The organism is Pseudomonas sp. B1-22, assembly GCF_050474425.1.
Lineage (GTDB): Bacteria > Pseudomonadota > Gammaproteobacteria > Pseudomonadales > Pseudomonadaceae > Pseudomonas.
This window is the reverse complement of sequence record NZ_JBCHVH010000002.1, coordinates 970,551-995,046: the sequence shown is the minus strand read 5'-3', so window position 1 is coordinate 995,046 and position 24,496 is coordinate 970,551. Positions and strand designations below refer to the sequence as shown.

Genomic DNA, 24,496 nt, shown 5'->3' with positions numbered 1-24,496 from the left:
ACGTTAAGCGCGACGGCCAGTGACCGAGGCGAGTGGCGACTCTCTTTGAGGGGTGGCAGAGGCGAGACACGGTGTGTCGGCATCGTGCGGGGCCCGATCTGGAGGCGTCCTTATAATCGGGGGGCGATTATAACGGCGAAACAGAAAAAAAGCCCTGCACCTTAGACTTTTTTCCTAGGGTTTACCCCTTGATTTGCATTTTTCGCCCCGCCTTGGTGCGCCTCGCCTCAAGGCGGGTCAATACGGCATGTGGCCGCGCCCGTCGGGAACCCTGAGAACGGGTTCCGCGTCCAATGGCCAGGCGCTATCTGCTCGCGCTGACGGCCGGTATACTGCCGGCCCATCGCCAACCCATGGAGAGATGAGCATGCTGCAACGCTTGTTGCTCAGCTTTATCGCTGCTGCCAGCCTGACCCTGACCGGCTGTGCACTCAGCCCGCAACAACTCAACCCGGACCCGGTGTTCAAGGGCCCCGTCGCTGCCGTTGGCCAGGGCCAGCCGGTGGTGGTCAAGGTCGTCGACGGTCGTCCCAGCACCGCGCTGGGTACCCGTGGCGGCCTGTATTCCGAAACCAGCCAGCTCACCGTGCGCAGCCAGGACCTGATTCCCAAGCTGCAACTGCAGGCCGAGACCGCCGTGCGCCTGCTGGGCTTCACGCCCTCGCCCAACGCCTACAACGCACCGCAGCTGACCCTGACCCTGACTGAGCTGAAGTACCAGTCGCCCAAGGAAGGCGTGTATGTCACCGAGGCCGACATCGGCGCCACCTTCCGTGTCGACGTGCAGAGCAGCGCGCGGCACTACAGTGGCCGTTACGGCGCAGCGCTGAACCAGCGCTTCGGCATGGCGCCCAACGAGCAGACCAACAGCAAGCTGGTGAGCGACGTGCTCAGCGATGCCCTGAACCGTGTGTTCCGCGACCCGAGCATCGGCCAGACGCTGAATCAGCGCTGATCGCTGCAAGCTCTGCGCGGAAATGAAAAAGCCCGGCCAATGCCGGGCTTTTTCATGGGCGGCTGAACGCTGTGCGATCAGGCTGCCTGGCGGTACGGGTCGACGTCGCAGAACGGCGCGCGCTCGTGCTGTTCCGGCAGGTCCAGGTGTTCGTGGCCACAGGCCTGGGTGTAGACCATCCAGTGGTCATCCTGCACGTTGAACGACAGTTCGATGACGACTGCCTCGATTTCTTCCAGGTGTTCGATCAGGTAGGTGTTTTCGTGAGGAACGATGTCGAGCATGACGAATCTCCTAGCGAAGGACCGGGTCGGTAAAACCGTAGAAGCCAATCGCGTGCCAAGGCGCGAGGGCGGTCTTAGACCATTTCTCGATAATTCTTACGCTCGTCGTAATTAAGCGTTACGCGCTGGCTGTGATGACTGGCCTGCGGATAAAATGCGCGACGATTGTTTCTCATCCATGACGGGCGATGCCCGTTCATCAGTAGGCTCACCCCCGGCTTTCCTTCGCGATAACTGGTGTGTAGTCCCCAAGCGGAGGTTGTGATGTCGCTGCAGGCGCTCTGGAATCTGCTCCAGGCCCATCCCGGTCGAATCGTGAACGACCTGGCCCTGTTCTTCGCCCTGGCCGGCGCCTGGCTGTTGCTGGCGACCCGTCGGCGCGAGCGCCTGGCCCTGGCGCGTCTGGCTTCCGAAAGCGAAGTGCAGCCGATACCGCTGGACAGCTTCCAGCCGACGTTGCGCCTGAACCGCTTCTTCTACCGCTTCGGCTTCGCCTGCATGGCGTTGGCGCTGGCGGTCAGCTGGTACAGCACGCGGCTGTGATCAGCCACCATTGAAAAAGGCGCCCGAGGGCGCCTTTTTTCATGCCTGCTTCAAGCGGTACTGGTTCAGTACCGGGTTGGCATATTGCAGGATCAGATGCGCGCGCTGCTCGGCGGGGCATTCCGCCAGGCGGCGCTCCCATTCGGTGCGCGCGCGGCGCAGCTCCTCGTCCTTGAACAGGCTGGCGGCGGTGGGCACCTGCAGCGCCGGATCGCGCAGCGCGGAGGCCTCGTAGGCCAGGTAGTGCACCGGAAACAGCCGATAGTTGCCGAGGATCTGCCGGTCCAATTCGGCGGCAAGCTGCTTGGTGTCGCTGAACTCCCCGGTGATCTGCTCGCCGAAGTTGATGTGCACCCGGCCCTTGTAGCCGGTGATGCCCTGCACGATGCTGCGGTCGTCCTCGCCCGGTGCTTTCGTGTATCCGCCGGTGGTGGCGCGGGTGTATAGCTCGCGGGCCTTGGCGGCGTCGCAGGGGTCGTATTCGTAGCTGATCGACACCGGAATCAGGTGCAGCTCGCGGATCACCTCGGCGAACGGCTCGTCCTTGCGGCTCATGTGGAACATCTTGAGGATCGCCGAATCGGTACGGTCATCTCCGTCCTTGGCGCGGCCTTCGGCCTGGGCGATCCAGATCGACTGGCCATCCTCGCGGATCGAGTGATTGATGTAGGCCGAGAGCTTCTGGTACGCCGCCAGCTTTTCGCGCCGGCCGGTGATCGAGCGGTGCACGATGAAGCTCTTGTTCAGGCGCATCAGGTCGCTGACGAACGGCTTCTGCAGCAGGTTGTCGCCGATGGCGATGCGCGGCGTCGGCAGCTTGGCGTGATAGATCGCGTAGTTGCAGAAGGCCGGGTCCATCACGATGTCGCGGTGGTTGGCGATGAACAGGTACGCGCAGCCGGGCTTCAGGCGCTCGACGCCGGAGTAGGTGACCCCGTCGGTGGCGTGCTCGATGGTGCGGTCGACGTAGGGCTCGATCTTGTCCTGCAGCGCGATGACGGTGCGGATGCCGGTGACTTCACGGGCCAGGCGATGAGCTATAAGAGGTCTGAGCAGCCAGCCGAGCGGACCGGACAGACGGGGGAAGCGGTAACGCGCCAGCGCGCCGAGGAAGGCGTCATCGCTCAGCAGGCGTTGCAGGACGGCCGGGACTTCGGCGTCGTTATACGGTCGGATGGCTTCGAACTCGCCCATCATGCTCTCTATGAATTTTTTGTGGGTATCACGGGCCAAGCCGCGAAGTAGACAGCTCGGAGGGTTGCCTGGGGACCGAACGGTCGAACCGGGCAGCCTGAAAGACCGCGCGATTATAAACGGAAGTCACAGGGGAACCAGCGATGCTCGAAAGTCAGGCCTATACCTGCCCCTATTGCGGCGAGCCGGCGGAGGCCGTGCTTGACCTTTCCGGTGGCGACCAGCGCTACTATGAAGATTGTCCGGTGTGTTGCCGGCCGATCCTGTTCCAGCTGTACACCGACGGTGTGGAGTGGTCCCTGGAAGTCCAGCGCGAGGACGACTGATGCAGCGAATCTACGAACCCGCCGACCTGATCGAAGCCGAACTGTTGGGTGGAATGCTGGCCAATGAGGGCATTTCGTCGCACCTGGGCGGGCGCCACCTGCTGGGCGGCATTGGCGAGCTGCCGGGCATGGGCCTGCTGCACCTGTGGGTCGAGGATGAGCATGCCGAACGGGCGCGGGCGCTGATCGCCGCGTACAATGCCGCGCAACCCCTTCCGGGGCCTGCCGATGACAACGAGGCTGGCCCTGGCGTCCTGCTGTGCTGATTGATCCTTCCCGCGCCCTGAACGACTGCCCATGACCAGCCGCTATGCCCTGTTCCGCTGGAACCGTGAACTTGCCCAGAGCGCCGGGTTTCCCGCGGACCTGCAGCCGCAGTGGAACCTCGCCCCCGGCGCCCGCGTGCTGATGCTGCGCGAAGAGGGCGGTGCGCGCTGCGCCGACCTGGCGCGCTGGGGCCTGACGCCGGCCTGGTTGAAGGACCTGTCGCGCACCCCGGCCCATGCCCGCGCCGAAACTATTGCCGAGCAGCCGATGTTCCGCGACGCCTTCGTCCAGCGCCGCTGCCTGCTGCCGGCCAACGGTTTCTACGAGTGGCGCGGCGTGCGCAAGCGGCCGCACTGGATATCCGGGGGCGGGTTGATCTGTTTCGCTGCAGTGTGGGAGGCCTATCCGGTGGAGGGCCATGTCTACTACAGCGTGGCGATGGTCACCCAGGCAGCCGGGGACATGCGCCGGCCGCTGATCCTCGATGAGGCGGAGCAGGCGCAGTGGCTGTCGAACGAGACGGACCGGGCGCGCTTGCTGGAGTTGCTGCAATTGCCCCTGGCGAAGTTGCGCGAGCAGGTGCTGGCGCACTTCGTCAACGATCCCGCGTGCAATGGGCCGGAGTGCCTGACGCCGGCTTGATGCTGGACGACATGTAGGGCGTATAACGTTCGACGTTATACGCCGTTTAGCCTTGGTTTCAGGGCGCGCCGAGTTTGGCCATGGCGCCGACGATAATCACGGTGAAACGGCGTACAACCGCGAACGGTTGTACGCCCTACGCCAGTCGCTTCACACCTTGAACTGATTCACCAACCGCCGCTGCTGCTCGGCCAGCTTGGTCAGCTCGGCGCTGGCCTGGGAGGCTTCGTCGGCGCCGCCGGCCACCTGGTTGGCGACCATGCCGATGTTGGTGACGTTGCGGTTGATGTCCTCGGCCACCGCGCTCTGCTCCTCGGCGGCGCTGGCGATCTGGGTGTTCATGTCGTTGATCACCGACACCGCCTGGGTGATCGACTCCAGCGCCTGGGCCGCTTCGCTGGCATGGCGCACGCTGTCGTCGGTCTTCTCCTGGCTCTGCTGCATCACCTGCACCACTTCGCGGGTGCCGTGCTGCAGCTGCTGGATCATCGACTGGATTTCCTCGGTGGCCTGCTGGGTCTTCTGCGCCAGGTTGCGCACCTCGTCGGCGACCACCGCGAAGCCGCGTCCCTGCTCGCCGGCGCGGGCCGCTTCGATGGCGGCGTTGAGCGCCAGCAGGTTGGTCTGCTCGGCAATGCCGCGGATGGCCACCAGGATCGCGTTGATGTTCTCGCTGTCGCGGGCCAGTGTCTGGACCACGCCCACTGCGCGGCCGATCTCATTGGCCAGTGCCTGGATCGCCGCCGAGCTGCTCTCGACGATGCGCTTGCCGTGGTGCGCGGCCTGGTCGGCGTGGTTGGCCGCTTCCGCCGCGTGGGTGGCATTGCGTGCCACGTCCTGGGCGGTGGCGGTCATCTCGTGGACGGCGGTGGCCACCAGCTCGATTTCCGCCAACTGCTGCTGCACGCCCTGGTTGGTGCGGATGGCGATGTCGGCGGTGTGTTCGGAGGAATCGCTGACGCGCTGCACCGAGGTCACCACCTGGCCGATCATGCCCTGCAGCTTGCCGAGGAAGGTATTGAAGCCCTTGGCGATGGAGCCCAGTTCGTCGGCGCGGTCGCTGGACAGGCGACGAGTGAGGTCGCCTTCGCCCTGGGCGATGTCGTCGAGCATGCCGACCAGCTGGCGCAGCGGGCGGGCGATGCCGTGGCCGACCAGCCAGATCACTGCCAGGCCGATGGCGGCGATCAGCAGGCCCACCAGGGTCATGCCGAGAGTGTCGCCGTCGCGCTGGGATTTCAGGTCGCTCTGCAACAGCTTCAGGTCGCCCAGTACGGCTTCCTGCGGCAGCTGCAGCATCAGGGTCCAGCGCGCGCCGGAATCGGCGATGGTGAAGGGCAGGAACAGTTCGATGTGGCCGTGTTCCTGGTCTACGGAGGTCAGCGGCTGGTCGAGGGTGAGCTTGCCCAGGTTGGCCACTTCATTGGCGTCCAGCACGCTGCTGGCCGGCTCGCCGAGCTTGGCCGGGTCCTTGGTGTAGGCGACCAGGCGGCCGTTGGTGGAGATCAGCGCCATCTCGCCGGCGCCCTTGTAGAGCTGGCTGTCAGCGGCCTTGAGCAGGTCCTGGATGAAGTCCAGCGAGAGGTCCACGCCGACACTGCCCTTGAATTGCCCCTTGACCATGATCGGTGCGTTGAACGAGGACATCAGCACCATCTTGCCGGCCATCTCGTAGGGCGCCGGGTCGACGATGCAGGGCTGGTGCTTCTCTTTCGGGCACAGGTAGTACTCGCCTTCGCGCACGCCGGTGGGCTGCATCTTCTGGCTTTCCAGGGTGTCGCCCATGGCTTCCACGGTCAGGCCGCCGTCCTTACGGTACCACCAGGGCATGAAGCGGCCGCTGGCGTCGTAGCCCGGCAGGCCGGCGTACTGGCTGTCGTTGCCGGCAAAGGCGTTGGGTTCCCAGCCGGCGAAGGCGTCGAGCAGCTTGGGGTTCTGCGCCACGGTCTGGCGCAACAGGTTGGACATGCCGGCACGGCCGATGCCCAGCAACGGCTGGCCGTTGGCGTCGGTCTCGTCGAGCAGGGCGTTGGTGTTGGCCAGGTCGCGCGCGACGGTGAGGGGATACTCCAGCTCGCGCTGGATCTGGCTGACCTGGCCACGGGCCATGGCCACCAGGCGTTCGTTGATCACCTGTTCGAGCAGGGCCTGGGTGCGCTCCTGCACCAACGCCTGGGTCCTGGAACCCGCGAACAGTGCATACAGCACCAATGCCGCGACCACCGCCAAGACGCTGGCCCCTGCCAGCGCCACCACGGAAAACTGGATCGACTTGAATTTCATACGGGTACCCGATGTCCCAGAGCCTGCGTGTGCCTGGTTATCGGCACGACCGGTCGGTTTCATTAGGCACTGCTTGTAATGGGTTGTAACGCCGTTGTATGCCGCCTGTTGCGGGGTAGTTGCCGGCCATCGGGGCGCGGCCTACCATGCGCGCTGTCTTTGGGTGATTGCACAGTTTCAGGAGAGCATATGCCCCGTCTTTTCCGTGTCGCCGGCCTGGCCGCAGCCCTGCTGTTGACCGCCTGCCAGCAGGTGAACACCACCAGCGGGGGCGTCGTCGGCGTCAACCGCCAGCAGACCATGTTCAGCATGCTGTCCAGCGCGCAGGTCGATCAGATGTACGCCCAGTCCTACCAGCAGACCCTTGGCGAGGCCTCCAAGGCGGGCAAGCTGGACGCCAGCAGCAGCGATGCCAAGCGGGTGAAGGCCATCGCCAGCCGGTTGATTCCGCAGACCGGCGCCTTCCGTCCGGACGCACCGTCCTGGAAGTGGGAAGTCAACGTGATCAAGAGCGATGAGCTCAACGCCAACTGCGGCCCCGGCGGCAAGATCATCGTCTACACCGGGTTGATCGATAAGCTCCATCTGACCGACGACGAACTCGCTGCGGTGATGGGCCACGAGATCGCCCACGCCCTGCGCGAGCACGGCCGTGAAGCCATGTCCCGCGCCTACGCCGAGCAGATGGGCCTGGGTCTCGGTGGCGCCCTGCTGGGTCTGGGCCAGGGCAGCGTCGACCTGGCGCACCAGGTGGTCGAATACAGCATGACCCTGCCCAACAGCCGGCAGAACGAGAACGAGGCCGACCTGATCGGCCTGGAATTGGCGGCCCGCGCCGGCTACAACCCCAACGCCGCGATGACCTTGTGGCAGAAGATGGGGCAGGCGGCCGGTGGCGAGGCGCCGCCGGAAATCCTCAGCACCCACCCGGCCGACAGCACCCGGATGGCGAACCTGAAGGCAGCCATTCCGAAGGTGATGCCGCTGTACGAGCAAGCCAAGGCTCGCTGATGGCCTGCCAGGAGCGGCGCGTGGTAGCGCCGCTGTGCAACGTGAACAGGGAGCGCCCGTGAAAATTGCTGTACTCGGAGCCACAGGGCTCCTGGGCCATCACGCCGCCCGCGCCATCAAGGCCGCGGGACACCAGTTGGTGCTGATCCACCGACCGTCATCGCAGATCCAGCGCCTGGCCTACCTCGAGCCGGAGTGCCGGGTGGCCGAACTCTTCGACCACCAGGGCATGGCCCGCGCGCTGAGCGGGCTGGACGCGGTGATCTTCAGCGCCGGCTACTACCCGGTGCGACCGCGACGCTGGCAGGAAGAAGTGGCCAGCGCCCTGGACCTGACCAACCATTTCTACGCCGCCTGCCTGCAGGCCAGGGTGCCGCGCATCCTCTACGTCGGCTCGGCCTTCGCTATGCCGTTGCACCCGCAGGGGCTGCCGGGGCATGAGGGGCTGTTCTACGAGGGCCTGCCTACCGGCAAGAGCGCCTATGTCATGTGCAAGTGGGCGCTCGACGAGCAGGCCCGCGAACAGGCGCGCGGCGGCTTGCCGGTGGTGATCGGGATTCCCGGCATGGCGCTGGGCGAGCTGGATATCGGCCCGACCACCGGCCGCCTGATCACTGCCATCGGCCATGACGAGATGCTTCACTACGTGCCCGGCCGGCGCAACGTCATCGACGCCGCCGAGGCCGGTCGTGGCCTGCTGCTGGCGCTGGAGCGCGGCCGGGTCGGCGAGCGCTATCTGCTCACCGGGCACAACATCGAGATGGGCGAGCTGACCGCCACCATTGCCCGCCTGCTCGGCAAGCCGGCGCCGACGCCGATGCCGCTGCACCGTGCGCGGGCCCTGGCGACCCTGGGACGCTGGCGCTACCGGCTGACCGGGAAGGTGCCGCTGCTGGACGATACGGCGATCGAGGTGATGGCCGGCGGACAGTTCCTCGACGGGCGCAAGGCGCGCGAGGAGCTGCGCTTCGAGTCCCATGTGCCGCTGGAGGATACGCTGGAGCGGGCGATTGCCTGGTTCCACGCCAACGACTATTTGTAACGCCCTGTAGGAGCGAGCTTGCTCGCGAACCGCACGGCGCCGAGCGGCCTCTGTTCGCGAGCAAGCTCGCTCCTACGAAAAGCTCAAAGGAAAAAGCCCGGCATTGCCGGGCTTTTTCATCTCAGGGCAGCGCCTTCTCGGCAAAGGGCCGGTTCTGCAGCCCCATCTGCGCGCGGAAGCTCTCCATGTCGAACATGGTACACAGTTCGAGGATTTCCCCGGTGCTGCTGAACACCCAGAAGCCCATGGCCGACAGGCTGAGGATCTTCTCGCTGGCCGGGTAGCCGAAGGCGGGGCGGGAGATGCTGCCCAGCAGGGTGCTCCAGGTGAACACCTTGTTGCCTTCGCGGATGCACTCTTCCACCACCACTTCCAGGTCCGGCATGGCCGAGCGGATCCCTTCCACCAGCCGGCGGTAGCCGGCGTTGTTCAGCGGTTGCGCGGTGAAGGCGCTCTTGTAGAGGAAGTCCGGGCTGTGCAGCTGCTCGGCCAGCGCCAGATGTCCCTTGTTCCAGACAAGGTCGATGTGCTGGCGGGCGAGCCTCTTGAGATCCTTCTCAGCCATGGTGTGTCCTGTGATTCCTGAAATACGGGGAGAATGGCACGCCACTGTGTATCGATCGTGAAACACAGGCATTGGCCGGCGCGCCAGGCTCCTCCGTGCTCAGGTCAGAGCACCCCGCCCAGTTGCAGCGCATGCCAGACGGCGGCCAGGCCGAGGACGGCGAAGGCGGCGGCGGCCAGGCGGCGGATCAGGTTCAGCGGCAGACGGTCGGCGGCGAAGTTGCCGGCCAGCACCACGGGCACGTTGGCGATCAGCATGCCCAGCGTGGTGCCCAGCACCACCAGCCAGAAGTGCGGGTACTGCGCGGCCAGCATCACGGTGGCGACCTGGGTCTTGTCGCCCATCTCGGCGAGGAAGAAAGCGATCAGGGTGGTGAGGAACGGGCCGAACTTCTTCAGCGCGCCTTCTTCGTCGTCATCCAGCTTGTCGGGAATCAGGGTCCAGGCGGCGACGGCCAGGAAGCACGCGGCCAGCACCCAGCTCAGGGTGGTTGCCGAGAAGAAGCTGGCGACCCAACTGCCCACGGCGCCGGCGGCGAAGTGGTTGGCCAGGGTGGCGGCGATGATCCCGGCGATGATCGGCCAGGGTTTGCGGAAACGCGCGGCGAGGACGAGCGCGAGCAGTTGCGTCTTGTCGCCGATTTCGGCCAGGGCAACGATCAGGGTTGGGACGAAGAGGGATTCCATCAGGCTTCCTAAGGGGGCGGGTCGACTAAGCACCATGACACGCGCCACCTGCCCGCCCCGGGTCAGGTTGCTCGTGTCATAGGTCTTGTCAAACCCGGGCCTGAGCGTTGCAGGCGGGTCGCACGCGCCATGGTCTGCGGACCAAGTGTGTTGACGCGTACCGGGCGAGCTGGGAGCTCGCGGGAGACTACTCCCCTAGGACGGGGCGCATTCTGCCCAAGTCGCAGGACTTGGGCAAGCCTGCAGGTCGGATCATTCGCGGTGGGAGCGAACGTCCATGTCCTCGTAGCGGATGAAGCGGGTGCCGTTCTTGAAGCGGTAGCCCAGCCAGATCGAGAGGAACAAGGGGATGGTGATGTAGGTGGCGACCAGCCCGGCCCAGTCCACGTGCTCGCCGACGAAGGCCTGGTAGTTCTGCCCCAGGGTGATGACCAGGCAGAGGGTGAAGGCGAACAGTGGGCCGAAGGGGAACCACTTGGCGCGGTAGGGCAGGCTGCGCAGGTCGCCGCCCTGCAGGACGAAGGCCTTGCGGAAGCGGTAGTGCGACACCGCGATGCCGAGCCAGACGATGAAGCCGCACATGCCCGAGGCGTTGAGCAGCCAGGTGTAGACGGTCTTGTCGCCGATGAAGCTGGTGAGGAAGCACAGCGCGCCGACGAAGGTGGTGGCCAGCAGCGCGTAGCGCGGCACCCCGCTGACGGACACCTGGCTGAACAGCCGCGGCGCCTTGCCGTGCAGGGCCATGGTGTAGAGCATCCGGGTCGAGGCGTACATGCCGGAGTTGCCGGCCGAGAGGATAGCCGAGAGGATCACCGCGTTCATCACGCCGGCTGCGGCAGCCAGGCCCGCACGCTCGAACAGCAGGGTGAAGGGCGAGGTGCTGATGTCGGTGCTGTCGGTCTTGAGCAGGTTCGGATCGGTGTAGGGAATCAGCATGCCGATGACGAAGATCGACAGGATGTAGAACATCAGGATTCGCCAGAACACCTGGCGGATGGCGATGGGAATGGACTTCTGCGGGTTTTCCGATTCGCCCGCGGCAACACCGATCAGCTCGGTGCCCTGGAAGGAGAAGCCGGCGATCATCGCCACCCCGATCATCGCCTGCAGGCCGCCGACGAAGGGCGCGTCACCGGTGGTGAAGTTGCTGAAGCCGGGACTGTCGACGCCGTGCATGATGCCGATGATGCTGGCCAGGCCGATGGCGATGAACACCACGACGGCGACCACCTTGATCAGCGCGAACCAGAACTCGCTCTCGCCGAAGCCCTTCACCGAGAAATAGTTGAGCATGAACATGATGCCCAGGAACACCACGCTCCAGTAGATACCGGGCACGTCGGGGAACCAGAACTTCATCACCAGCTGAGCCGCTACCAACTCCGCAGCGATGGTCACCGCCCAGTTGTACCAGTAGTTCCAGCCCATGGCGAAACCGAAGCCATCGTCGATGAAGCGGCTGCCATAGGTGCAGAAAGAACCGGAGTCGGGAATGTAGGCCGCCAACTCGCCGAGGCTGGTCATCAGGAAGAACACCATCAGGCCGATCAGCGCGTAGGCCATCAGCGCACCGCCGGGGCCGGCGGTGGCGATGGTGCTGCCGGAGGCGACGAACAGGCCGGTGCCGATGGAGCCGCCAATGGCGATCATGTTCAGGTGGCGGGGCTTGAGAGAGCGCTTGAGGTGATGCGGCTTCTCTTTCGGCCCCATGGCGAATGTCAGCTCGACATCGTCGTTGATTCTGCGATTCACGGGTGTCCTCGATCAGTCTGGGCGTGCAGCGGCGCGCCGGTCCATGGCTCGCTGCAGTGTAGTGCGGGCCTTGGGTCAGCGCCGCCGGGCACTGTAGATGCGGAAGCCGTCGGCCTCGGCCAGGGTCTGGCAGGGGCCGAGGTGCTGCTCGATCAGCGGCGGGTACTTCAGGAAACTGTTGGCCACCAGGCGCAACTCGCCGCCGGACGCCAGATGGCGGGCGGACTGGCGCAGCAGGTGTTCGGTGGCGGCATAGCTGGTGTGCACGCCCTGGTGGAAGGGCGGATTGCTGACGATGGCGGCGAGCCCGGTGGGCGCGGCGTCGATGCCGTCGCCGGCGATGACCTCGCCTTCCAGATGGTTGGCGGCCAGGGTCAGGCGGCTGCTTTCGATGGCGAAGGCGTCCACGTCCAGCAGGGTCAGGCGGCTCTGTGGATAACGTCGTTTGAGCGTGGCGCCGAGCACCCCGGCACCGCAGCCGAAGTCCAGCACGTGGCCGCTCGGCAGGCCGTCCAGTTGCTCCAGCAACAGCGCACTGCCGCGATCCAGACGGCCGTGGCTGAACACGCCGGGCAGGGTGACCACCTGCAGCGGGCCATCGGCCAGCGGCAGTTCATAGCGTTGCGCCAGGGCGTGCAGGTCGGGCGCGGCCGGAGCGCCGTCGATGTGCGCATGCCATAGCTGGCAGTGGCGCGCGCTGTCCAGCTTGCTGGCGCGGCCGAATTCGCCGAGCTGCTTGCTGGCGCGTTCGACGCCGGCGCGCTTCTCGCCGACCAGGTACAGCTCAGCGTGCGGCACGCAACTCGCCAGCGCGGCCAGCAGGTAATCAGTGAGTTCGCGGGACTTGGGCAGGAACAGCACGGCGGCATCGAAGGTGCCTTCCGGGGCTGTCGCGCCGAAGTGGCAGCGGCCCGAATAGCGGGCTTCGAGCTGGCTGGCCTCTCCGGCGTTCCAGCTCCAGCCCCGGGCCTGCGGCAGGTCGCCAAGCAGGGCGTCGGCGGGCAGGCCGGCGAGCAGGACGCGGCCCTGGAAGCGCTCGATCTGGCGCAGCAGCACTTCACTGGTGGGGGCGTTGGACATGCGGCCTCCTCGAAAAAAGGGCGGAAGTTTAACAGGGCTGCGTTGGCCGGGCCTAGGCGAGCCGCACCTCGCCGTTCTTCCAGAAGTCCTCGCCACGCAGCGCAAGGTGCCCCGCCGCGACCAGTTCGCGCAGGCGCCAGGCGGCCAGCAGGTCGCTGACGAACAGGCCCTCGACATAAGCCATGGTCGGGCCGATCACCGATTGCACCGGGCGCCAGGATTCGCTGGCGCTGTCCAGCAGGATGCGGTCGATGTGCGCGTAGTCGGTGCCGCTCAATTCGCCGTCCAGCCACAGGCGCAGCTCGGCGTTGGCGGCAAGGGCGCGTTGCCAGTCCTCGCCCAGGCATTGGCGTTCGGTGGCATCCACTTCATGGCTGGCGGCCAGGGCGTTGGCCAGTTCGTCGGGTTTGAGCATGGCGATGGCATGGCGGTCGTCGCAGCGGCACTGGCCACTGCCGGCACCGACGCTGCGCAGGGTGACCTGCGCGGGCAGCAGCGCGCAGATGCGGCGCAGCAGCAGTTGCTCGCTGGCGCTGTCGCCGTGCCAGAGGGTGACGATGCTGACGTCCGGGTTGCGCAGCCAGTTCGCGTCGGTGGCCAGCTCGATGGCGATCTCGCGCTCGCGCAGCACTTCGCCGCCCAGCTCATGCCAGAACGCGGCGCGTTGCTGGCAGGGTGGGTTATCCACATCGCTCAGCGGACCGACGGCCAGATCGTCCGGCATCACGCGGATTCTCTTCTCCACCAGTACGCCGGCTTCCACTGCCCGGCGCAGGGCATCGGCGGCGCCGTCGCCGCAGACCAGGTGCAGGCTCATGGCGCCACCACCCGGCGCGGCTCGCCGGCCAAGAAGCCGGCGGCGTTCTCGCTGAGCTGGCCGACGATGCGCTGCCGGGCCTCGCGGCTGCCCCAGGCGCTGTGCGGGGTGAGGATGAAGCGCGGCAGATCGGCAGCCAGCAGCGGGTTGCCATCTTTCGGCGGCTCGACACTGAGCACATCGAAGGCAGCGCCGCCCAGATGGCCGCGGCGCAGGGTGTCAGCCAGCGCCTGCTCGTCCACCAGGCCGCCACGGGCGGTGTTGATCAGGAAGGCGCCGGGTTTCATCAGGTTCAGTTCGCGCTGGCCGATCAGGTTGCGCGTGGCGTCGGTCAGCGGGCAGTGCAGGGTGAGGGCGTCGACCTGCGGCAGCAGCTCGTCCAGCGCCAGGCGGTCGGCGCGCGGCGGGCGGCCGGGCAGGGCGCCGAGCAGCACGCGCATGCCAAAGGCTTCGGCCAGCTTCGCCACCGCGCCGCCCAGCTCGCCGTGGCCGAGCAGGCCGAGGGTCTTGCCCTCCAGTTCGACGATGGGGAAGTCCAGCAGGCAGAACTGCGGTGCCTGTTGCCAGCGTCCGGCGCGGACGGCGGCCTGGTAGTCGGACAGGCGGGTGGCCAGGGCGAGCAGCAGCATCAGGGTGTGCTGGGCCACGGACGGGGTGCCGTAGCCCTGGCAATTGCAGACGGTCACGCCGTGCTGGCGCGCGGCGGCGAGATCGATGTTGTTGGTGCCGGTGGCGGCGACCAGGATCAGCTTGAGGTCCGGGCACTGCTCGAAGACTTCCGCGCCGATACGCACCTTGTTGCTGATCGCCACCTGCGCGCCTGCGAGCCGCTCGGCCACCTGTTCCGCGTCGCTGCGCCCGTGCAGGACCAGTTCGCCGAACGGCGCGCGCAGCGGCGCGAGGTCGAGGTCACCGAGGTCGAGGGAGGCGTGGTCGAGGAAGACGGCGCGAGTGCTGTTCACGGGTAGCTGTACCTTTGCAGTGATTCGGTGTGACGTAAGAGCCTGTTTACGATCTGCTGCGCGTCGGTATAGCTGCGTTAAAAACAGGCTCGGAAGCCGCTTGCGGCTAACGCACTTCAGTGCGGCCCCGAAGGGGCGAGCGAAGCGAGCAATGCTCATTTACAGCGCGTAAACTCCGCTTCCTCGCCTGTTTTTTCCTTGCTCTACTCTAGCTCGCGAGATCCTAAACAGGCTCTAAGGTAGTCAGCCTAACTGTTTTCCGAACGTTCTGCGGAGGCGCGATGTACTGGACGGAATTTCTCACCGTGGCATTCATCCACCTGCTGGCGGTGGCCAGCCCCGGTCCGGACTTCGCCGTGGTGGTGCGCGAGAGCGTGACCCACGGGCGCCGCGCCGGCACCTGGACGGCGCTGGGGGTGGGCAGTGCGATTTTCCTGCACGTCACCTATTCGCTGCTGGGCATCGGCCTGATCGTGTCGCAGTCCATCGTGCTGTTCAACGCGCTGAAGTGGCTGGCGGCGGCCTACCTGCTGTACATCGGCTTCAAGGCGCTGCGCGCGCGCCCGGCTGATCCTGCGGCGGCCGAAAGCATCGCCGCGCCGGTGGCACGCACCGCACGCGGGGCCTATGTCGCCGGCTTCGTCACCAATGGCCTGAATCCGAAGGCCACGCTGTTCTTCCTCTCGCTGTTCACCGTGGTGATCAACCCGCATACGCCGCTGCTGGTGCAGGCCGGCTATGGCGTCTACCTGGCCTGTGCGACGGCCGTGTGGTTCTGCCTGGTGGCGCTGTTATTCAGCCAGCAGCGCGTGCGCGCCGGCTTCGCCCGCATGGGCCACTGGTTCGACCGGGTGATGGGCGTGGTGCTGGTGGGTCTGGGGATCAAGCTGGCGTTTACCGAATTGCGCTGAGCGCGTGGGGTGACACTTTCGTCGTTGTCGGCGAAGGCCGGAGGTGCCGGCCCGATTCGCGGATAAGATCCGCTCCTACGAGAGCCGCGCAGGACTCAATCCGTAGGAGCGGGCCATGCCCGCGATCGCGCCCATGGGGCGCTCCTACAGGGAGCAGGTGCCCACGCCGGGTTCGGAGCGCATTGGCGCCGGGTGTAGGGCGGATAACGCCTCTGGCGTTATCCGCCAATGCGGCGGATAACCCGTTCCGGGTTATGCGCCCTACGGACTGGATGCAGGGCGATTTGGCCGGGCTCAGACCTTGATCTCCGCCAACTGCGCCAACGCCTGCAGGTACTCCCGCGGATTCTCCCCCAGCAATCGTCTGAACATCGCACTGAACGCCCGCCCACTGGTGTAGCCCAGCGCGGCGGCGACGCTCTGCACGCTCTCGCCGGCCAGCAGGCGCGGCAGCGCTTCGGTCAGACGCAGCTGCTGGCGCCACTCCGGGTAGCTCATGCCCAGCTCCTGGCGGAACAGCCGGGCCAGGGTGCGTGAGCTGGCGCCCACCTGCTGGCCCCAGTCCTCCAGGGTATGCGGGTGCTCCGGGTGTTTGAGCAGCGCCTTGCAGATCGCCTGCAGGCGGCGGTCGGACGGTAGCGGCAGGGCCAGCGGCAGGCGCTCCAGGGTGGTGATCTCCAGCAGGATCAACTGCTCCAGCAGCGGCAGCGCCGGCTCGTCCGGCCGCGCCTGCCAGCGGATGCAGCGCAGAATCATCTCCCGCAGTAATGGCGTGACCGCCAGCACGCAGCAGTCGCTGAGGTTCTGCGGGCAGGCGTCGCCGCGGATGAACAGGGTGCGCATGTGCACCTCGCCGGACATGTGGATCTCATGCCGAATGCCTGGAGGTATCCACACCGCGCGGGTCGGCGGGATGACCCAGGCGCCCTGGCGGGTAACCAGGCGCATCAGGCCGCGGGCGGCGTAGAGCAGCTGCGCCTGCGGATGGTCATGGGGCTCCACGTGGTGGCCGTCGACGTAGTCGAGGCCAACGGCGGCGAGGCGTGAGTGCTGGGGAATGTCGAGGTCCATGTCGGGTTCTATGACTTTTCTGTCAGGTCTGCGTTCTCCTGACAACCTAGCATGGACGCTCTTTCCGCCAAAACCGCGAGCCGACGCCATGTCCCGACCTCGAACGATCATCCGCTACGTCAACGCCGCCCACATCATCGACCACATGTTCATGCTGATCTTCCCGGCCGCCGTGCTGGGCATGACGCAGAGCTTCGGCCTGAGCTACGCGCAGATGATCGGCCTGTCCCTGGGCGGCTTCATCGCCTTCGGCGCCTGCTCGATCCCGGCCGGCTGGCTGGGCGACAAGTGGGACCGCCGGCACATGATGCAGCTGTTCTTCTTCGGCATCGGCGCGGCGTCGATTCTCACCGGGCTGTCGAATTCGGTGCCGCTGCTGGTCGCCGGCCTGACCCTGATCGGCGTGTTCGCCGCCATCTACCACCCGGTGGGCACGGCGATGCTGGTGGCCCACGCGCAGAACCGTGGCCACGAGATCGGCATCAACGGCATGTGGGGCAACCTGGGCGTGGCCTTCGCGGCCTTGCTGACCGGCTTCCTCACCGCGCACTTCGGTTGGCGTGCGGCATTCATCCTGCCGGGCGCCGTGGCGGTGCTGATCGGCATCGGTTTCGCCTGGCAGGTGCGCGCCGAGGCGCCGGTGGCGGTGACGCATCCGGCACCGCGCGGCCTGGGCGGACAGAAGCTGTCGATGCGCCGCGTATTCGGCGTGCTGGCGCTGGTGACGGCCACCGGCGGCGTGGTGTTCAACGCCAGCACCGTGACCTACCCGCGCCTGTTCCAGGTGCGTCTTGAAGAACTGCTGGCCTCGCCGGAAAGCCTCGGCGTGGTGGTCAGCCTGGCCTATGCCTTCGGAGCCGTGGCGCAGCTGATCATGGGCCGTCTGCTGGACCGCTTCAGCCTCAAGGGGCCGTTCCTGATCATGACCTTCTGCCAGGGCCCGTTGCTGGTGGCGCTGGCCTATGCCGAGGGCTGGCCGGTGGCGGTGGTCGGTGCGCTGTTTATGTTCGCAGTGTTCGGCCAGGTGACGGTGAACGATGCGATGGTCGCCAATTTCGTCGCGCCGCAATGGCAGGCGCGGGTGTTCGCCCTGCGCTACTTCGTGTCCTTCGGCGCCAGCGCAGCGGCGATCCCGCTGATCAGCTACATCGAGCCGCGCCAGGGATTGACCGGGTTGTACCTGATCCTGGCGGTGCTGGGGGCGGTTACCTTCCTCGCGGCGGTGGTGTTCCCACGTACGGCACCGCATGCGCCGAAGGTGGTCACGGCCTGAAACGAAAAAGGGGCGCCGAGGCGCCCCTTTCTCATGCCGGATTGAAAATCAGACCAGCTCGATCGCCACCGCGGTGGCTTCGCCGCCGCCGATGCACAGCGAGGCCACGCCGCGCTTGCCGCCTTTCTTCTGCAGGGCGTTGATCAGGGTGATGATGATCCGCGAACCGGTGGAGCCGACCGGGTGGCCCTGGGCGCAGGCGCCGCCGTAGACGTTGACCTTGGCGTGGTCCAGGCCGTGTTCGCGCATGGCGAGCATGGTGACCATGGCGAAGGCTTCGTTGATCTCGAACAGGTCCACGTCGTCCTTGCTCCAGCCCGCTTTCTTGAACAGGTTGGTCATGGCGCCGATCGGAGCGAGGGTGAACTCGGCCGGGTCCTGGCTCTGGGTGGCGTGGGCAACGATCTTCGCCAGCGGTTTCAGGCCACGGCGCGCGGCTTCTTCAGCGGTCATCAGGACCAGCGCGGAGGCGCCGTCGGAGATGGAGCTGGCGTTGGCGGCGGTGATGGTGCCGTCCTTGCGGAACGCAGGCTTCAGGCCCGGAATCTTGTCCAGGTTGGCGGTCAGCGGCTGCTCGTCGTCCTTCACCACGGTCTCGCCCTTGCGGGTGGTCACGGTGACCGGAACGATTTCCGAGTCTAGCGAACCGTCCTTGATGGCGGCCTGGGCGCGCTTGAGCGATTCGATGGCGTAGGCGTCCATTTCCTCGCGGGTCACGCCGTACTTGTCGGCGGTTTCCTGGGCGAAGGAGCCCATCAGGCGACCGGTGCGGGCGTCTTCCAGGCCGTCGAGGAACATGTGGTCCTTGATCTCGCCGTGGCCCATGCGCAGGCCGGTGCGGGCCTTCTCGATCACGTAGGGCGCGTTGGACATGCTTTCCATGCCGCCAGCGACCATCACGTTGTTGGTGCCCGCCTTGAGCAGGTCGTGGGCCAGCATCACGGCCTTCATGCCCGAGCCGCAGAGCTTGTTGATGGTGGTGCAGCCGGTGGCGGCCGGCAGGCCGGCATTCAGCGCCGCCTGGCGGGCCGGGCCTTGCTTGAGGCCGGCGGGCAGCACGTTGCCCATGATCACTTCCTGCACGTCCTCGGGCTGGATGCCGGCACGGGCGATGGCTTCGCGGATGGCGACGGCGCCCAGTTCCACGGCGGGAACGCCGGACAGGCTGCCCTGGAAGCCGCCCATGGGAGTACGGGCGCCGCTGACGATGACGATCTCGGACATGAATCTACCTCTTCGCTCTTGTTGTAGGAGCTCGCGTATGACCGGCTGCGCGTCGGCAGGACTGCGTGGAAGCAAGCCATACCCGGGCTCCGGGTAAGGGGGCCGATCGTGAACGATCGGGCGGGGTGGATTCTACCGCGTGACCGGATGTGGCCAAAGAGTCATCGGCAAATCACTCTTTTGACTGATGAACGGACAGGGGGAGGCCTCTAGAGTCGCAATCATCCCGATGTATTCCTTCTAGAAATCCAGCCGTGAGAGTGCCCCGCCATGCTGAAAACCCGTGTCATCCCTGCTGCACAGAATGCCTACCAGTACCCGTTGCTGATCAAGAGCCTGCTGCTGTCGGGCAGCCGTTATGAAAAGGGCAGGGAGATCGTCTATCGCGACAGCGTGCGCTACAGCTATGCCACCTTCAACGAGCGCGTGGCGCGGCTGGCCAACGTGCTGACCGAGGCCGGGGTGAAGGCTGGCGACACCGTGGCGGTGATGGACTGGGACAGCCATCGTTATCTGGAATGCATGTTCGCCATCCCGATGATCGGCGCGGTGTTGCACACCATCAACATCCGCCTCTCGCCCGACCAGATCCTCTACACCATGAACCACGCCGACGACCGCTTCGTGCTGGTCAACAGCGAGTTCGTGCCGCTCTACCAGGGCATCGCCGGCCAGCTGACCACGGTGGAGAAGACCCTGCTGCTCACCGATGGCGCCGACAAGACCAGCACGCTGCCCAACTGCGTGGGCGAGTACGAGACCCTGCTGGCCGCCGCCAGCCCGCGCTACGCCTTCCCCGATTTCGACGAGAACTCGGTGGCGACCACCTTCTATACCACCGGTACCACCGGCAACCCCAAGGGTGTGTATTTCACCCACCGCCAGCTGGTGCTGCACACCCTGGCGATGGCCTCGACCATCGGCAGCCTGGACAGCATCCGCCTGATGGGCACCGATGACGTGTACATGCCGATCACCCCGATGTTCCACGTCCACGCCTGGGGCGTGCCTTACGTGGCGACCATGCTGGGCGTGAAGCAGGTGTATCCGGGCCGCTATGAGCCGGAGCTGCTGTGCAAGCTGATCCGCGAGGAGAAGGTGACCTTCTCCCACTGCGTGCCGACCATCCTGCAGATGATGCTCAACGCCGCCAGCGCCAAGGACTACGACTTCGGCGGGTTGAAGATCATCATCGGCGGCAGCGCGCTGAACCACGCGCTCTACGACGCCGCCAAGGCCCGCGGCATCCAGCTGACCGCCGCCTACGGCATGTCCGAGACCTGCCCGCTGATCTCGTGCGGCTATCTCAACCAGGAACTGCTCGCCGGCAGCGAGGACGAACGCACCACCTACCGGATCAAGGCGGGCGTGCCGGTGCCGATGGTGGAAGCGGCGATCATGGACGAGCACGGCCAGTTCCTCCCGGCCGACGGCGAATCCCAGGGCGAGCTGGTGCTGCGCGCGCCCTGGCTGACCCAGGGGTACTTCCAGGAGCCGCAGAAGGGCGAGGAACTCTGGGCCGGCGGCTGGATGCACACCGGTGACGTGGCGACCATCGATGGCATGGGCTTCATCGACATCCGCGACCGCATCAAGGACGTGATCAAGACCGGCGGCGAGTGGTTGTCGTCGCTGGAGCTGGAGGACCTGATCAGCCGTCACCCGGCCGTGCGCGAAGTTGCCGTGGTCGGCGTACCCGATCCGCAGTGGGGCGAGCGTCCGTTCGCCCTGCTGGTGCTGCGCGACGGCCAGTCGCTGGACGCCAAGGGATTGAAGGAACATCTCAAGCCTTTCGTCGAGCAGGGGAATATCAACAAGTGGGCGATTCCCTCGCAGATCGCCGTTGTTACTGAAGTTCCCAAGACCAGCGTCGGCAAGCTCGACAAGAAGCGTATCCGGGTAGACATCGCCCAATGGCAGGAGGCGGGCAGCGCCTTCCTCTCCATGGTTTGAGTGACGACCGGTTGGTCAGTGCGTGAAGCGTCCGTGCCAAGCAAGCGCTTGGCACGGCGCAGGCCAGTGATGACGGTGCTTCCGGCCCTTGCGACCGTCTAGTCGGGGCCTTCGTAGGAGAAATCACACTTTAGAGGGATCAAGGTGTGTAACGCCGTCGATATAGTCGCCGCTACTCATAACAAAAATCACATGGAGTAGCGTCGATGAAAACCATGCAACATATCTGGCGTCTGGCGCGTTTGCCGCTTGCCGTCAGCCTGGCTTCTACGCTGGCGACCCCCGCTTCCGCCGTCACTTTCAACATCGGGGAAATCGAAGGCTCGTTCGACTCGTCGCTGTCCGTGGGGGCCAGCTGGTCGACGCAGAATCCGAACAAGAATCTCATCGGCGTCAACAACGGCGGCAAGGGCCTGTCCCAGACCTCCGACGACGGCCACCTGAACTACAAGGCCGGCGAAACCTTCTCGAAGATCTTCAAGGGCATCCACGACCTCGAACTGAAATACCAGGACACCGGCCTCTTCCTGCGCGGCAAGTACTGGTACGACTTCGAGCAGAAGGATGAGAACACCGACTTCAAGCCGCTCAGCGACGACAACCGCAAGGAAGCCGCCAAGGCCTCCGGTTCCGAACTGCTCGACGCCTTCGTCTACCACAACTACACCATTGCCGAGATGCCGGGCACCGTGCGCCTGGGCAAGCAGGTGGTGAACTGGGGTGAAAGTACCTTCATCCAGAACGGCATCAGTGTGATCAACCCGTTCGACGTGACCGCCTTCCGCCGTCCGGGCTCCGAGATCAAGGAAGCCCTGGTACCGGTGAACATGTTCTACATGTCGCAGAACCTCACCGATAACCTCTCCGCCGAAGGTTTCTACCAGCTGGAGTGGGACCAGACGGTGGTCGACAACTGCGGCACCTTCTTCTCCCAGCCGGACGTCGTTGCCGACGGCTGTACCCAGAACCTGGCGGTACTGACCAACAACGCCTCCTCGATCCGTACGTTGAACGCCATTCTCGGCCCGAACCTGGCGGTGACCCCGTCGCCGTGGGACGAAGGCCTGGTGGTGCAGCGCGGTCCGGACCGCGACGCCCGCGACAGCGGCCAGTACGGCCTGTCGCTGAAGTACTTCGCCGACTCCCTGAACACCGAGTTCGGCGGCTACTACATGAACTACCACAGCCGTCTGCCGATCTTCAGCGGCAAGGGCGCCGACGCCTCCAAGGTGGCGCAGATCAACCAGCTGATCACCAACATCGCCGCCATCAGCCCGACCCTGGCCGCCCAGGCCGGCGCCGCCGCCATGGCCGGTAACTCCAGCTACTTCATCGAGTACCCCGAAGACATCCATCTGTATGGCCTGAGCTTCTCCACCACGCTGCCCACCGGCACCGCCTGGCAGGGCGAGATCAGCTACCGTCCGAACGCCCCGGTACAGCTGAACACCACCGATATCCTGTATTCCGGCCTGGATCCGGTGGCCATCGGCGGCAACCATGTCTACAACAACGCCTCGGTGCTCAACGGCAGCGCCGGCGAGGACCTGCACGGCTATCGCCGCAAGGAAATCACCCAGCTGCAGACCACCTTCACCCACTTCTTCGACCAGGTCATGGGCGCCGAGCGTCTGACCCTGGTGGGCGAGGTCGGCTGGACCCACGTCGGCGGCCTGGAAAACCAGAGCAAGGCGCGTTATGGCCGCGACCCGGTATTCGGCCCCGGCCCGCTGGCCGGCAGCCTGAACGGCATGGCGACCTGCGAAGCGCTGAACGCCTCCACCCTGGGTACCCCCAACGCCAACAACGTCAGCCGCAACTGCGAAAGCGACGGCTTCACCACCGCCGATTCCTGGGGCTACCGCGCCCGTGCGATCTGGGACTACAACGACGTCTTCGCTGGTGTGAACCTCAAGCCGAACTTGGCCTGGCAGCATGACGTGGACGGCTACTCGCCCGGCCCCGGCGGCAACTTCGAGGAAGGCCGCAAGGCGGTCAGCATGGGCGTCGACGCCGACTACCTGAATACCTACACCGCGAGCCTGGCCTACACCACCTACTTCGACGGCAAGTACTCCACCGTCGACGACCGTGATTTCGTCAGCTTGAGCTTCGGGGTGAACTTCTAAACCGGTCGTTCAACCGGTCTCCGGCCCGCTTCCGTGGCGGGCCATCCGCCGGTCGGTCCAACCGGCCGGCGGTGCAGCAGATACAACCCGCGACCCGTCCCGCAAGGGGCGGCCACCGCGGAGGGCACAGACTCAACGAGGACGATAAACGAATGAGAACAACAAAGATCCTGCTGCACACTGGCGCCCTGGCGCTCAGCCTGCTGGCCTCCCAGGTGATGGCGGCCGTCTCCGCCGACGAAGCGGCCAAGCTCGGCACCACCCTGACCCCGATGGGCGCGGAAAAGGCCGGCAACGCCGACGGCAGCATCCCGGCCTGGACCGGCGGTCTGCCCAAGAACGCCGGCAGCGCCGACAGCAAGGGCTTCCTCTCCGATCCGTTCGCCAGCGAGAAGCCGCTGTTCACCATCACCGCGCAGAACATGGACCAGTACAAGGCCAAGCTGACCCCCGGCCAGCAGGCCATGTTCAAGCGCTACCCCGACACCTACAAGATGCAGGTCTTCCCGTCGCACCGTACCGCCACCGTGCCGGACAGCGTGCTGGCGGCGACCAAGAAGAACGCCACCACCACCACCCTGGTGCAAGGCGGCAACGGCCTGCAGAACTTCCAGACCGCCAACCCCTTCCCGATTCCGAAGGATGGCCTGGAAGTCATCTGGAACCACATCACCCGCTACCGCGGCGGCCACGTGCGTCGTCTGGTGACCCAGGCCACTCCGCAAGTGAACGGCTCCTACTCGCTGGTGTACTTCCAGGACGAGTTCGTCTTCCGCACCGACCTGAAGGACTACGACGCCAGCAAGCCGAGCAACGTGCTGTTCTACTTCAAGCAGCGCGTCACCGCGCCGGCGCGCCTGGCCGGTAACGTCCTGCTGGTGCACGAGACCCTCGACCAGGTGAAGGAGCCGCGCCTGGCCTGGCTCTACAACGCCGGCCAGCGCCGCGTACGCCGCGCCCCGCAGGTGTCCTACGACGGTCCGGGTACCGCCGCCGACGGTCTGCGTACCTCCGACAACCTGGACATGTACAACGGTGCGCCGGACCGCTACGACTGGAAACTGGTGGGCAAGCAGGAGCTGTACATCCCGTACAACAACTACAAGCTCGACGATCCGAAGCTCAAGTACGCCGACATCATCAAGCCCGGCCACCTGAACCAGGACCTGACCCGCTACGAGCTGCACCGCGTGTGGCACGTGACCGCCACCCTGAAGCCGGGCGAGCGCCACATCTACGCCAAGCGTGACTTCTACATCGACGAGGACACCTGGCAGGCCGTGGAGATCGACCACTACGACGGTCGCGGAACCCTGTGGCGCGTGGCCGAGGCGTTCAACCAGTACTACTACAACTACCAGGTACCGTGGTACACCGCCGAAACCCTGTATGACCTGCTGTCCGGTCGCTACCTGGTGCTGGGTCTGAAGAACGAGGAGAAATCCGCCTACGACTTCAACTACAGCGCTTCGGAAAGCGACTTCACCCCGGCAGCGCTTCGCCAGGAAGGCGTTCGCTGATCCCCC

The 24,496-nt window shown here is 65.7% G+C and carries 23 protein-coding genes and 1 riboswitch; of the genes, 12 read left to right on the top strand and 11 right to left on the bottom strand.

The window, feature by feature from the left end:
- Positions 1-367: 367 nt before the first annotated feature.
- Entirely contained in the window at positions 368-955 is a 588-nt protein-coding gene (locus ACQ5BL_RS11415) for a YajG family lipoprotein (protein WP_207885998.1), read from the top strand.
- Between the two features lie 77 nt (positions 956-1,032).
- On the opposite strand, the gene ACQ5BL_RS11410 is transcribed toward ACQ5BL_RS11415, so the two are convergent.
- Positions 1,033-1,239, bottom strand: a complete 207-nt coding sequence (locus ACQ5BL_RS11410) for a hypothetical protein (protein WP_207885997.1) — start codon at positions 1,237-1,239, stop codon at positions 1,033-1,035.
- Between the two features lie 264 nt (positions 1,240-1,503).
- Between ACQ5BL_RS11410 and ACQ5BL_RS11405 the strand changes: the two genes are divergently transcribed.
- A complete protein-coding gene (locus ACQ5BL_RS11405) occupies positions 1,504-1,782 on the top strand; it encodes a hypothetical protein (protein WP_207885996.1) in 279 nt (92 codons plus the stop codon).
- Between the two features lie 39 nt (positions 1,783-1,821).
- Here the strand turns inward: ACQ5BL_RS11405 and ACQ5BL_RS11400 are convergent, their stop codons facing one another.
- Complete coding sequence (locus ACQ5BL_RS11400; RefSeq protein WP_243806468.1) at positions 1,822-2,979, bottom strand: 1-acyl-sn-glycerol-3-phosphate acyltransferase; 1,158 nt, start codon at positions 2,977-2,979, stop codon at positions 1,822-1,824.
- A gap of 140 nt (positions 2,980-3,119) precedes the next feature.
- Between ACQ5BL_RS11400 and ACQ5BL_RS11395 the strand changes: the two genes are divergently transcribed.
- The 3 genes from ACQ5BL_RS11395 to ACQ5BL_RS11385 are packed head-to-tail and all read left to right on the top strand — an operon-like array spanning position 3,120 to position 4,211.
- Complete coding sequence (locus ACQ5BL_RS11395; protein ID WP_207885994.1) at positions 3,120-3,302, top strand: CPXCG motif-containing cysteine-rich protein; 183 nt, start codon at positions 3,120-3,122, stop codon at positions 3,300-3,302.
- Positions 3,302-3,568: a DUF2007 domain-containing protein gene (locus ACQ5BL_RS11390; protein WP_207885993.1), complete on the top strand. Its 267-nt coding sequence runs from the start codon at positions 3,302-3,304 to the stop codon at positions 3,566-3,568. The genes ACQ5BL_RS11395 and ACQ5BL_RS11390 overlap by 1 nt, the downstream gene beginning before the upstream one ends.
- A gap of 31 nt (positions 3,569-3,599) precedes the next feature.
- On the top strand, positions 3,600-4,211 hold the full coding sequence (locus ACQ5BL_RS11385; RefSeq protein WP_243806466.1) for an SOS response-associated peptidase: 612 nt from the start codon (positions 3,600-3,602) through the stop codon (positions 4,209-4,211).
- Between the two features lie 150 nt (positions 4,212-4,361).
- Here ACQ5BL_RS11385 and ACQ5BL_RS11380 read toward each other — a convergent pair whose 3' ends face one another.
- Positions 4,362-6,494: a methyl-accepting chemotaxis protein gene (locus ACQ5BL_RS11380; protein WP_243806464.1), complete on the bottom strand. Its 2,133-nt coding sequence runs from the start codon at positions 6,492-6,494 to the stop codon at positions 4,362-4,364.
- 189 nt (positions 6,495-6,683) lie between these two features.
- Here ACQ5BL_RS11380 and ACQ5BL_RS11375 point away from each other — a divergent pair, with 189 nt between their 5' ends.
- Both ACQ5BL_RS11375 and ACQ5BL_RS11370 read left to right on the top strand, forming a co-directional pair.
- Positions 6,684-7,505 carry a M48 family metallopeptidase gene (locus ACQ5BL_RS11375; protein WP_207885990.1) on the top strand — a complete coding sequence of 274 codons (822 nt, stop codon included), beginning with the start codon at positions 6,684-6,686 and terminating at the stop codon, positions 7,503-7,505.
- Between the two features lie 34 nt (positions 7,506-7,539).
- Positions 7,540-8,547, top strand: a complete 1,008-nt coding sequence (locus ACQ5BL_RS11370) for an NAD-dependent epimerase/dehydratase family protein (protein ID WP_207885989.1) — start codon at positions 7,540-7,542, stop codon at positions 8,545-8,547.
- Positions 8,548-8,668: 121 nt separating this feature from the next.
- Here the strand turns inward: ACQ5BL_RS11370 and ACQ5BL_RS11365 are convergent, their stop codons facing one another.
- From ACQ5BL_RS11365 to ACQ5BL_RS11340, 6 genes are all read right to left on the bottom strand, one after another.
- Positions 8,669-9,112: a ketosteroid isomerase-related protein gene (locus tag ACQ5BL_RS11365; protein WP_243806462.1), complete on the bottom strand. Its 444-nt coding sequence runs from the start codon at positions 9,110-9,112 to the stop codon at positions 8,669-8,671.
- Positions 9,113-9,216: 104 nt separating this feature from the next.
- Positions 9,217-9,798 carry a TMEM165/GDT1 family protein gene (locus tag ACQ5BL_RS11360; protein WP_207885987.1) on the bottom strand — a complete coding sequence of 194 codons (582 nt, stop codon included), beginning with the start codon at positions 9,796-9,798 and terminating at the stop codon, positions 9,217-9,219.
- A 90-nt stretch (positions 9,799-9,888) separates the two neighbouring features.
- Positions 9,889-10,006: riboswitch (yybP-ykoY riboswitch) on the bottom strand.
- Between the two features lie 44 nt (positions 10,007-10,050).
- A complete protein-coding gene (locus ACQ5BL_RS11355) occupies positions 10,051-11,508 on the bottom strand; it encodes an amino acid permease (RefSeq protein ID WP_207886092.1) in 1,458 nt (485 codons plus the stop codon).
- A 117-nt stretch (positions 11,509-11,625) separates the two neighbouring features.
- Positions 11,626-12,630 (bottom strand): class I SAM-dependent methyltransferase, encoded by a 1,005-nt coding sequence (locus ACQ5BL_RS11350; RefSeq protein ID WP_243806460.1) that lies wholly within the window; start codon positions 12,628-12,630, stop codon positions 11,626-11,628.
- Positions 12,631-12,682: 52 nt separating this feature from the next.
- Positions 12,683-13,447 (bottom strand): DUF1835 domain-containing protein, encoded by a 765-nt coding sequence (locus tag ACQ5BL_RS11345; RefSeq protein WP_243806459.1) that lies wholly within the window; start codon positions 13,445-13,447, stop codon positions 12,683-12,685.
- Complete coding sequence (locus tag ACQ5BL_RS11340) at positions 13,444-14,409, bottom strand: 2-hydroxyacid dehydrogenase (protein WP_243806457.1); 966 nt, start codon at positions 14,407-14,409, stop codon at positions 13,444-13,446. Before ACQ5BL_RS11340 ends, ACQ5BL_RS11345 begins: the two co-directional genes overlap by 4 nt.
- 281 nt (positions 14,410-14,690) lie before the next feature.
- Between ACQ5BL_RS11340 and ACQ5BL_RS11335 the strand changes: the two genes are divergently transcribed.
- Positions 14,691-15,320 (top strand): LysE family translocator, encoded by a 630-nt coding sequence (locus tag ACQ5BL_RS11335; protein ID WP_243806455.1) that lies wholly within the window; start codon positions 14,691-14,693, stop codon positions 15,318-15,320.
- Between the two features lie 294 nt (positions 15,321-15,614).
- On the opposite strand, the gene ACQ5BL_RS11330 is transcribed toward ACQ5BL_RS11335, so the two are convergent.
- Entirely contained in the window at positions 15,615-16,391 is a 777-nt protein-coding gene (locus tag ACQ5BL_RS11330; protein WP_243806453.1) for an AraC family transcriptional regulator, read from the bottom strand.
- A gap of 88 nt (positions 16,392-16,479) precedes the next feature.
- On the opposite strand from ACQ5BL_RS11330, the gene ACQ5BL_RS11325 reads away from it, so the two are divergent.
- On the top strand, positions 16,480-17,664 hold the full coding sequence (locus ACQ5BL_RS11325; protein WP_207885981.1) for an MFS transporter: 1,185 nt from the start codon (positions 16,480-16,482) through the stop codon (positions 17,662-17,664).
- Positions 17,665-17,712: 48 nt separating this feature from the next.
- Here ACQ5BL_RS11325 and ACQ5BL_RS11320 read toward each other — a convergent pair whose 3' ends face one another.
- Positions 17,713-18,888, bottom strand: a complete 1,176-nt coding sequence (locus ACQ5BL_RS11320) for a thiolase family protein (protein ID WP_207885980.1) — start codon at positions 18,886-18,888, stop codon at positions 17,713-17,715.
- Between the two features lie 270 nt (positions 18,889-19,158).
- Here ACQ5BL_RS11320 and ACQ5BL_RS11315 point away from each other — a divergent pair, with 270 nt between their 5' ends.
- From ACQ5BL_RS11315 to ACQ5BL_RS11305, 3 genes are all read left to right on the top strand, one after another.
- Positions 19,159-20,841: a fatty acid--CoA ligase gene (locus tag ACQ5BL_RS11315; protein ID WP_207885979.1), complete on the top strand. Its 1,683-nt coding sequence runs from the start codon at positions 19,159-19,161 to the stop codon at positions 20,839-20,841.
- 206 nt (positions 20,842-21,047) lie between these two features.
- On the top strand, positions 21,048-22,970 hold the full coding sequence (locus ACQ5BL_RS11310) for a DUF1302 domain-containing protein (protein ID WP_243806451.1): 1,923 nt from the start codon (positions 21,048-21,050) through the stop codon (positions 22,968-22,970).
- 152 nt (positions 22,971-23,122) lie between these two features.
- Complete coding sequence (locus ACQ5BL_RS11305; RefSeq protein ID WP_243806449.1) at positions 23,123-24,490, top strand: DUF1329 domain-containing protein; 1,368 nt, start codon at positions 23,123-23,125, stop codon at positions 24,488-24,490.
- Positions 24,491-24,496: the final 6 nt, after the last annotated feature.

What these genes read in the sequence shown, in the direction of transcription:
- ACQ5BL_RS11415 (WP_207885998.1), top strand. Translation starts at nt 368, where the DNA reads ATGCTGCAACGCTTGTTGCTCAGCTTTATCGCTGCTGCCAGCCTGACC.
- ACQ5BL_RS11410 (WP_207885997.1), bottom strand. Translation starts at nt 1,239, where the DNA reads ATGCTCGACATCGTTCCTCACGAAAACACCTACCTGATCGAACACCTG.
- ACQ5BL_RS11405 (WP_207885996.1), top strand. Translation starts at nt 1,504, where the DNA reads ATGTCGCTGCAGGCGCTCTGGAATCTGCTCCAGGCCCATCCCGGTCGA.
- ACQ5BL_RS11400 (WP_243806468.1), bottom strand. Translation starts at nt 2,979, where the DNA reads ATGATGGGCGAGTTCGAAGCCATCCGACCGTATAACGACGCCGAAGTC.
- ACQ5BL_RS11395 (WP_207885994.1), top strand. Translation starts at nt 3,120, where the DNA reads ATGCTCGAAAGTCAGGCCTATACCTGCCCCTATTGCGGCGAGCCGGCG.
- ACQ5BL_RS11390 (WP_207885993.1), top strand. Translation starts at nt 3,302, where the DNA reads ATGCAGCGAATCTACGAACCCGCCGACCTGATCGAAGCCGAACTGTTG.
- ACQ5BL_RS11385 (WP_243806466.1), top strand. Translation starts at nt 3,600, where the DNA reads ATGACCAGCCGCTATGCCCTGTTCCGCTGGAACCGTGAACTTGCCCAG.
- ACQ5BL_RS11380 (WP_243806464.1), bottom strand. Translation starts at nt 6,494, where the DNA reads ATGAAATTCAAGTCGATCCAGTTTTCCGTGGTGGCGCTGGCAGGGGCC.
- ACQ5BL_RS11375 (WP_207885990.1), top strand. Translation starts at nt 6,684, where the DNA reads ATGCCCCGTCTTTTCCGTGTCGCCGGCCTGGCCGCAGCCCTGCTGTTG.
- ACQ5BL_RS11365 (WP_243806462.1), bottom strand. Translation starts at nt 9,112, where the DNA reads ATGGCTGAGAAGGATCTCAAGAGGCTCGCCCGCCAGCACATCGACCTT.
- ACQ5BL_RS11360 (WP_207885987.1), bottom strand. Translation starts at nt 9,798, where the DNA reads ATGGAATCCCTCTTCGTCCCAACCCTGATCGTTGCCCTGGCCGAAATC.
- ACQ5BL_RS11355 (WP_207886092.1), bottom strand. Translation starts at nt 11,508, where the DNA reads ATGGGGCCGAAAGAGAAGCCGCATCACCTCAAGCGCTCTCTCAAGCCC.
- ACQ5BL_RS11350 (WP_243806460.1), bottom strand. Translation starts at nt 12,630, where the DNA reads ATGTCCAACGCCCCCACCAGTGAAGTGCTGCTGCGCCAGATCGAGCGC.
- ACQ5BL_RS11345 (WP_243806459.1), bottom strand. Translation starts at nt 13,447, where the DNA reads ATGAGCCTGCACCTGGTCTGCGGCGACGGCGCCGCCGATGCCCTGCGC.
- ACQ5BL_RS11335 (WP_243806455.1), top strand. Translation starts at nt 14,691, where the DNA reads ATGTACTGGACGGAATTTCTCACCGTGGCATTCATCCACCTGCTGGCG.
- ACQ5BL_RS11330 (WP_243806453.1), bottom strand. Translation starts at nt 16,391, where the DNA reads ATGGACCTCGACATTCCCCAGCACTCACGCCTCGCCGCCGTTGGCCTC.
- ACQ5BL_RS11325 (WP_207885981.1), top strand. Translation starts at nt 16,480, where the DNA reads ATGTCCCGACCTCGAACGATCATCCGCTACGTCAACGCCGCCCACATC.
- ACQ5BL_RS11320 (WP_207885980.1), bottom strand. Translation starts at nt 18,888, where the DNA reads ATGTCCGAGATCGTCATCGTCAGCGGCGCCCGTACTCCCATGGGCGGC.
- ACQ5BL_RS11315 (WP_207885979.1), top strand. Translation starts at nt 19,159, where the DNA reads ATGCTGAAAACCCGTGTCATCCCTGCTGCACAGAATGCCTACCAGTAC.
- ACQ5BL_RS11310 (WP_243806451.1), top strand. Translation starts at nt 21,048, where the DNA reads ATGAAAACCATGCAACATATCTGGCGTCTGGCGCGTTTGCCGCTTGCC.
- ACQ5BL_RS11305 (WP_243806449.1), top strand. Translation starts at nt 23,123, where the DNA reads ATGAGAACAACAAAGATCCTGCTGCACACTGGCGCCCTGGCGCTCAGC.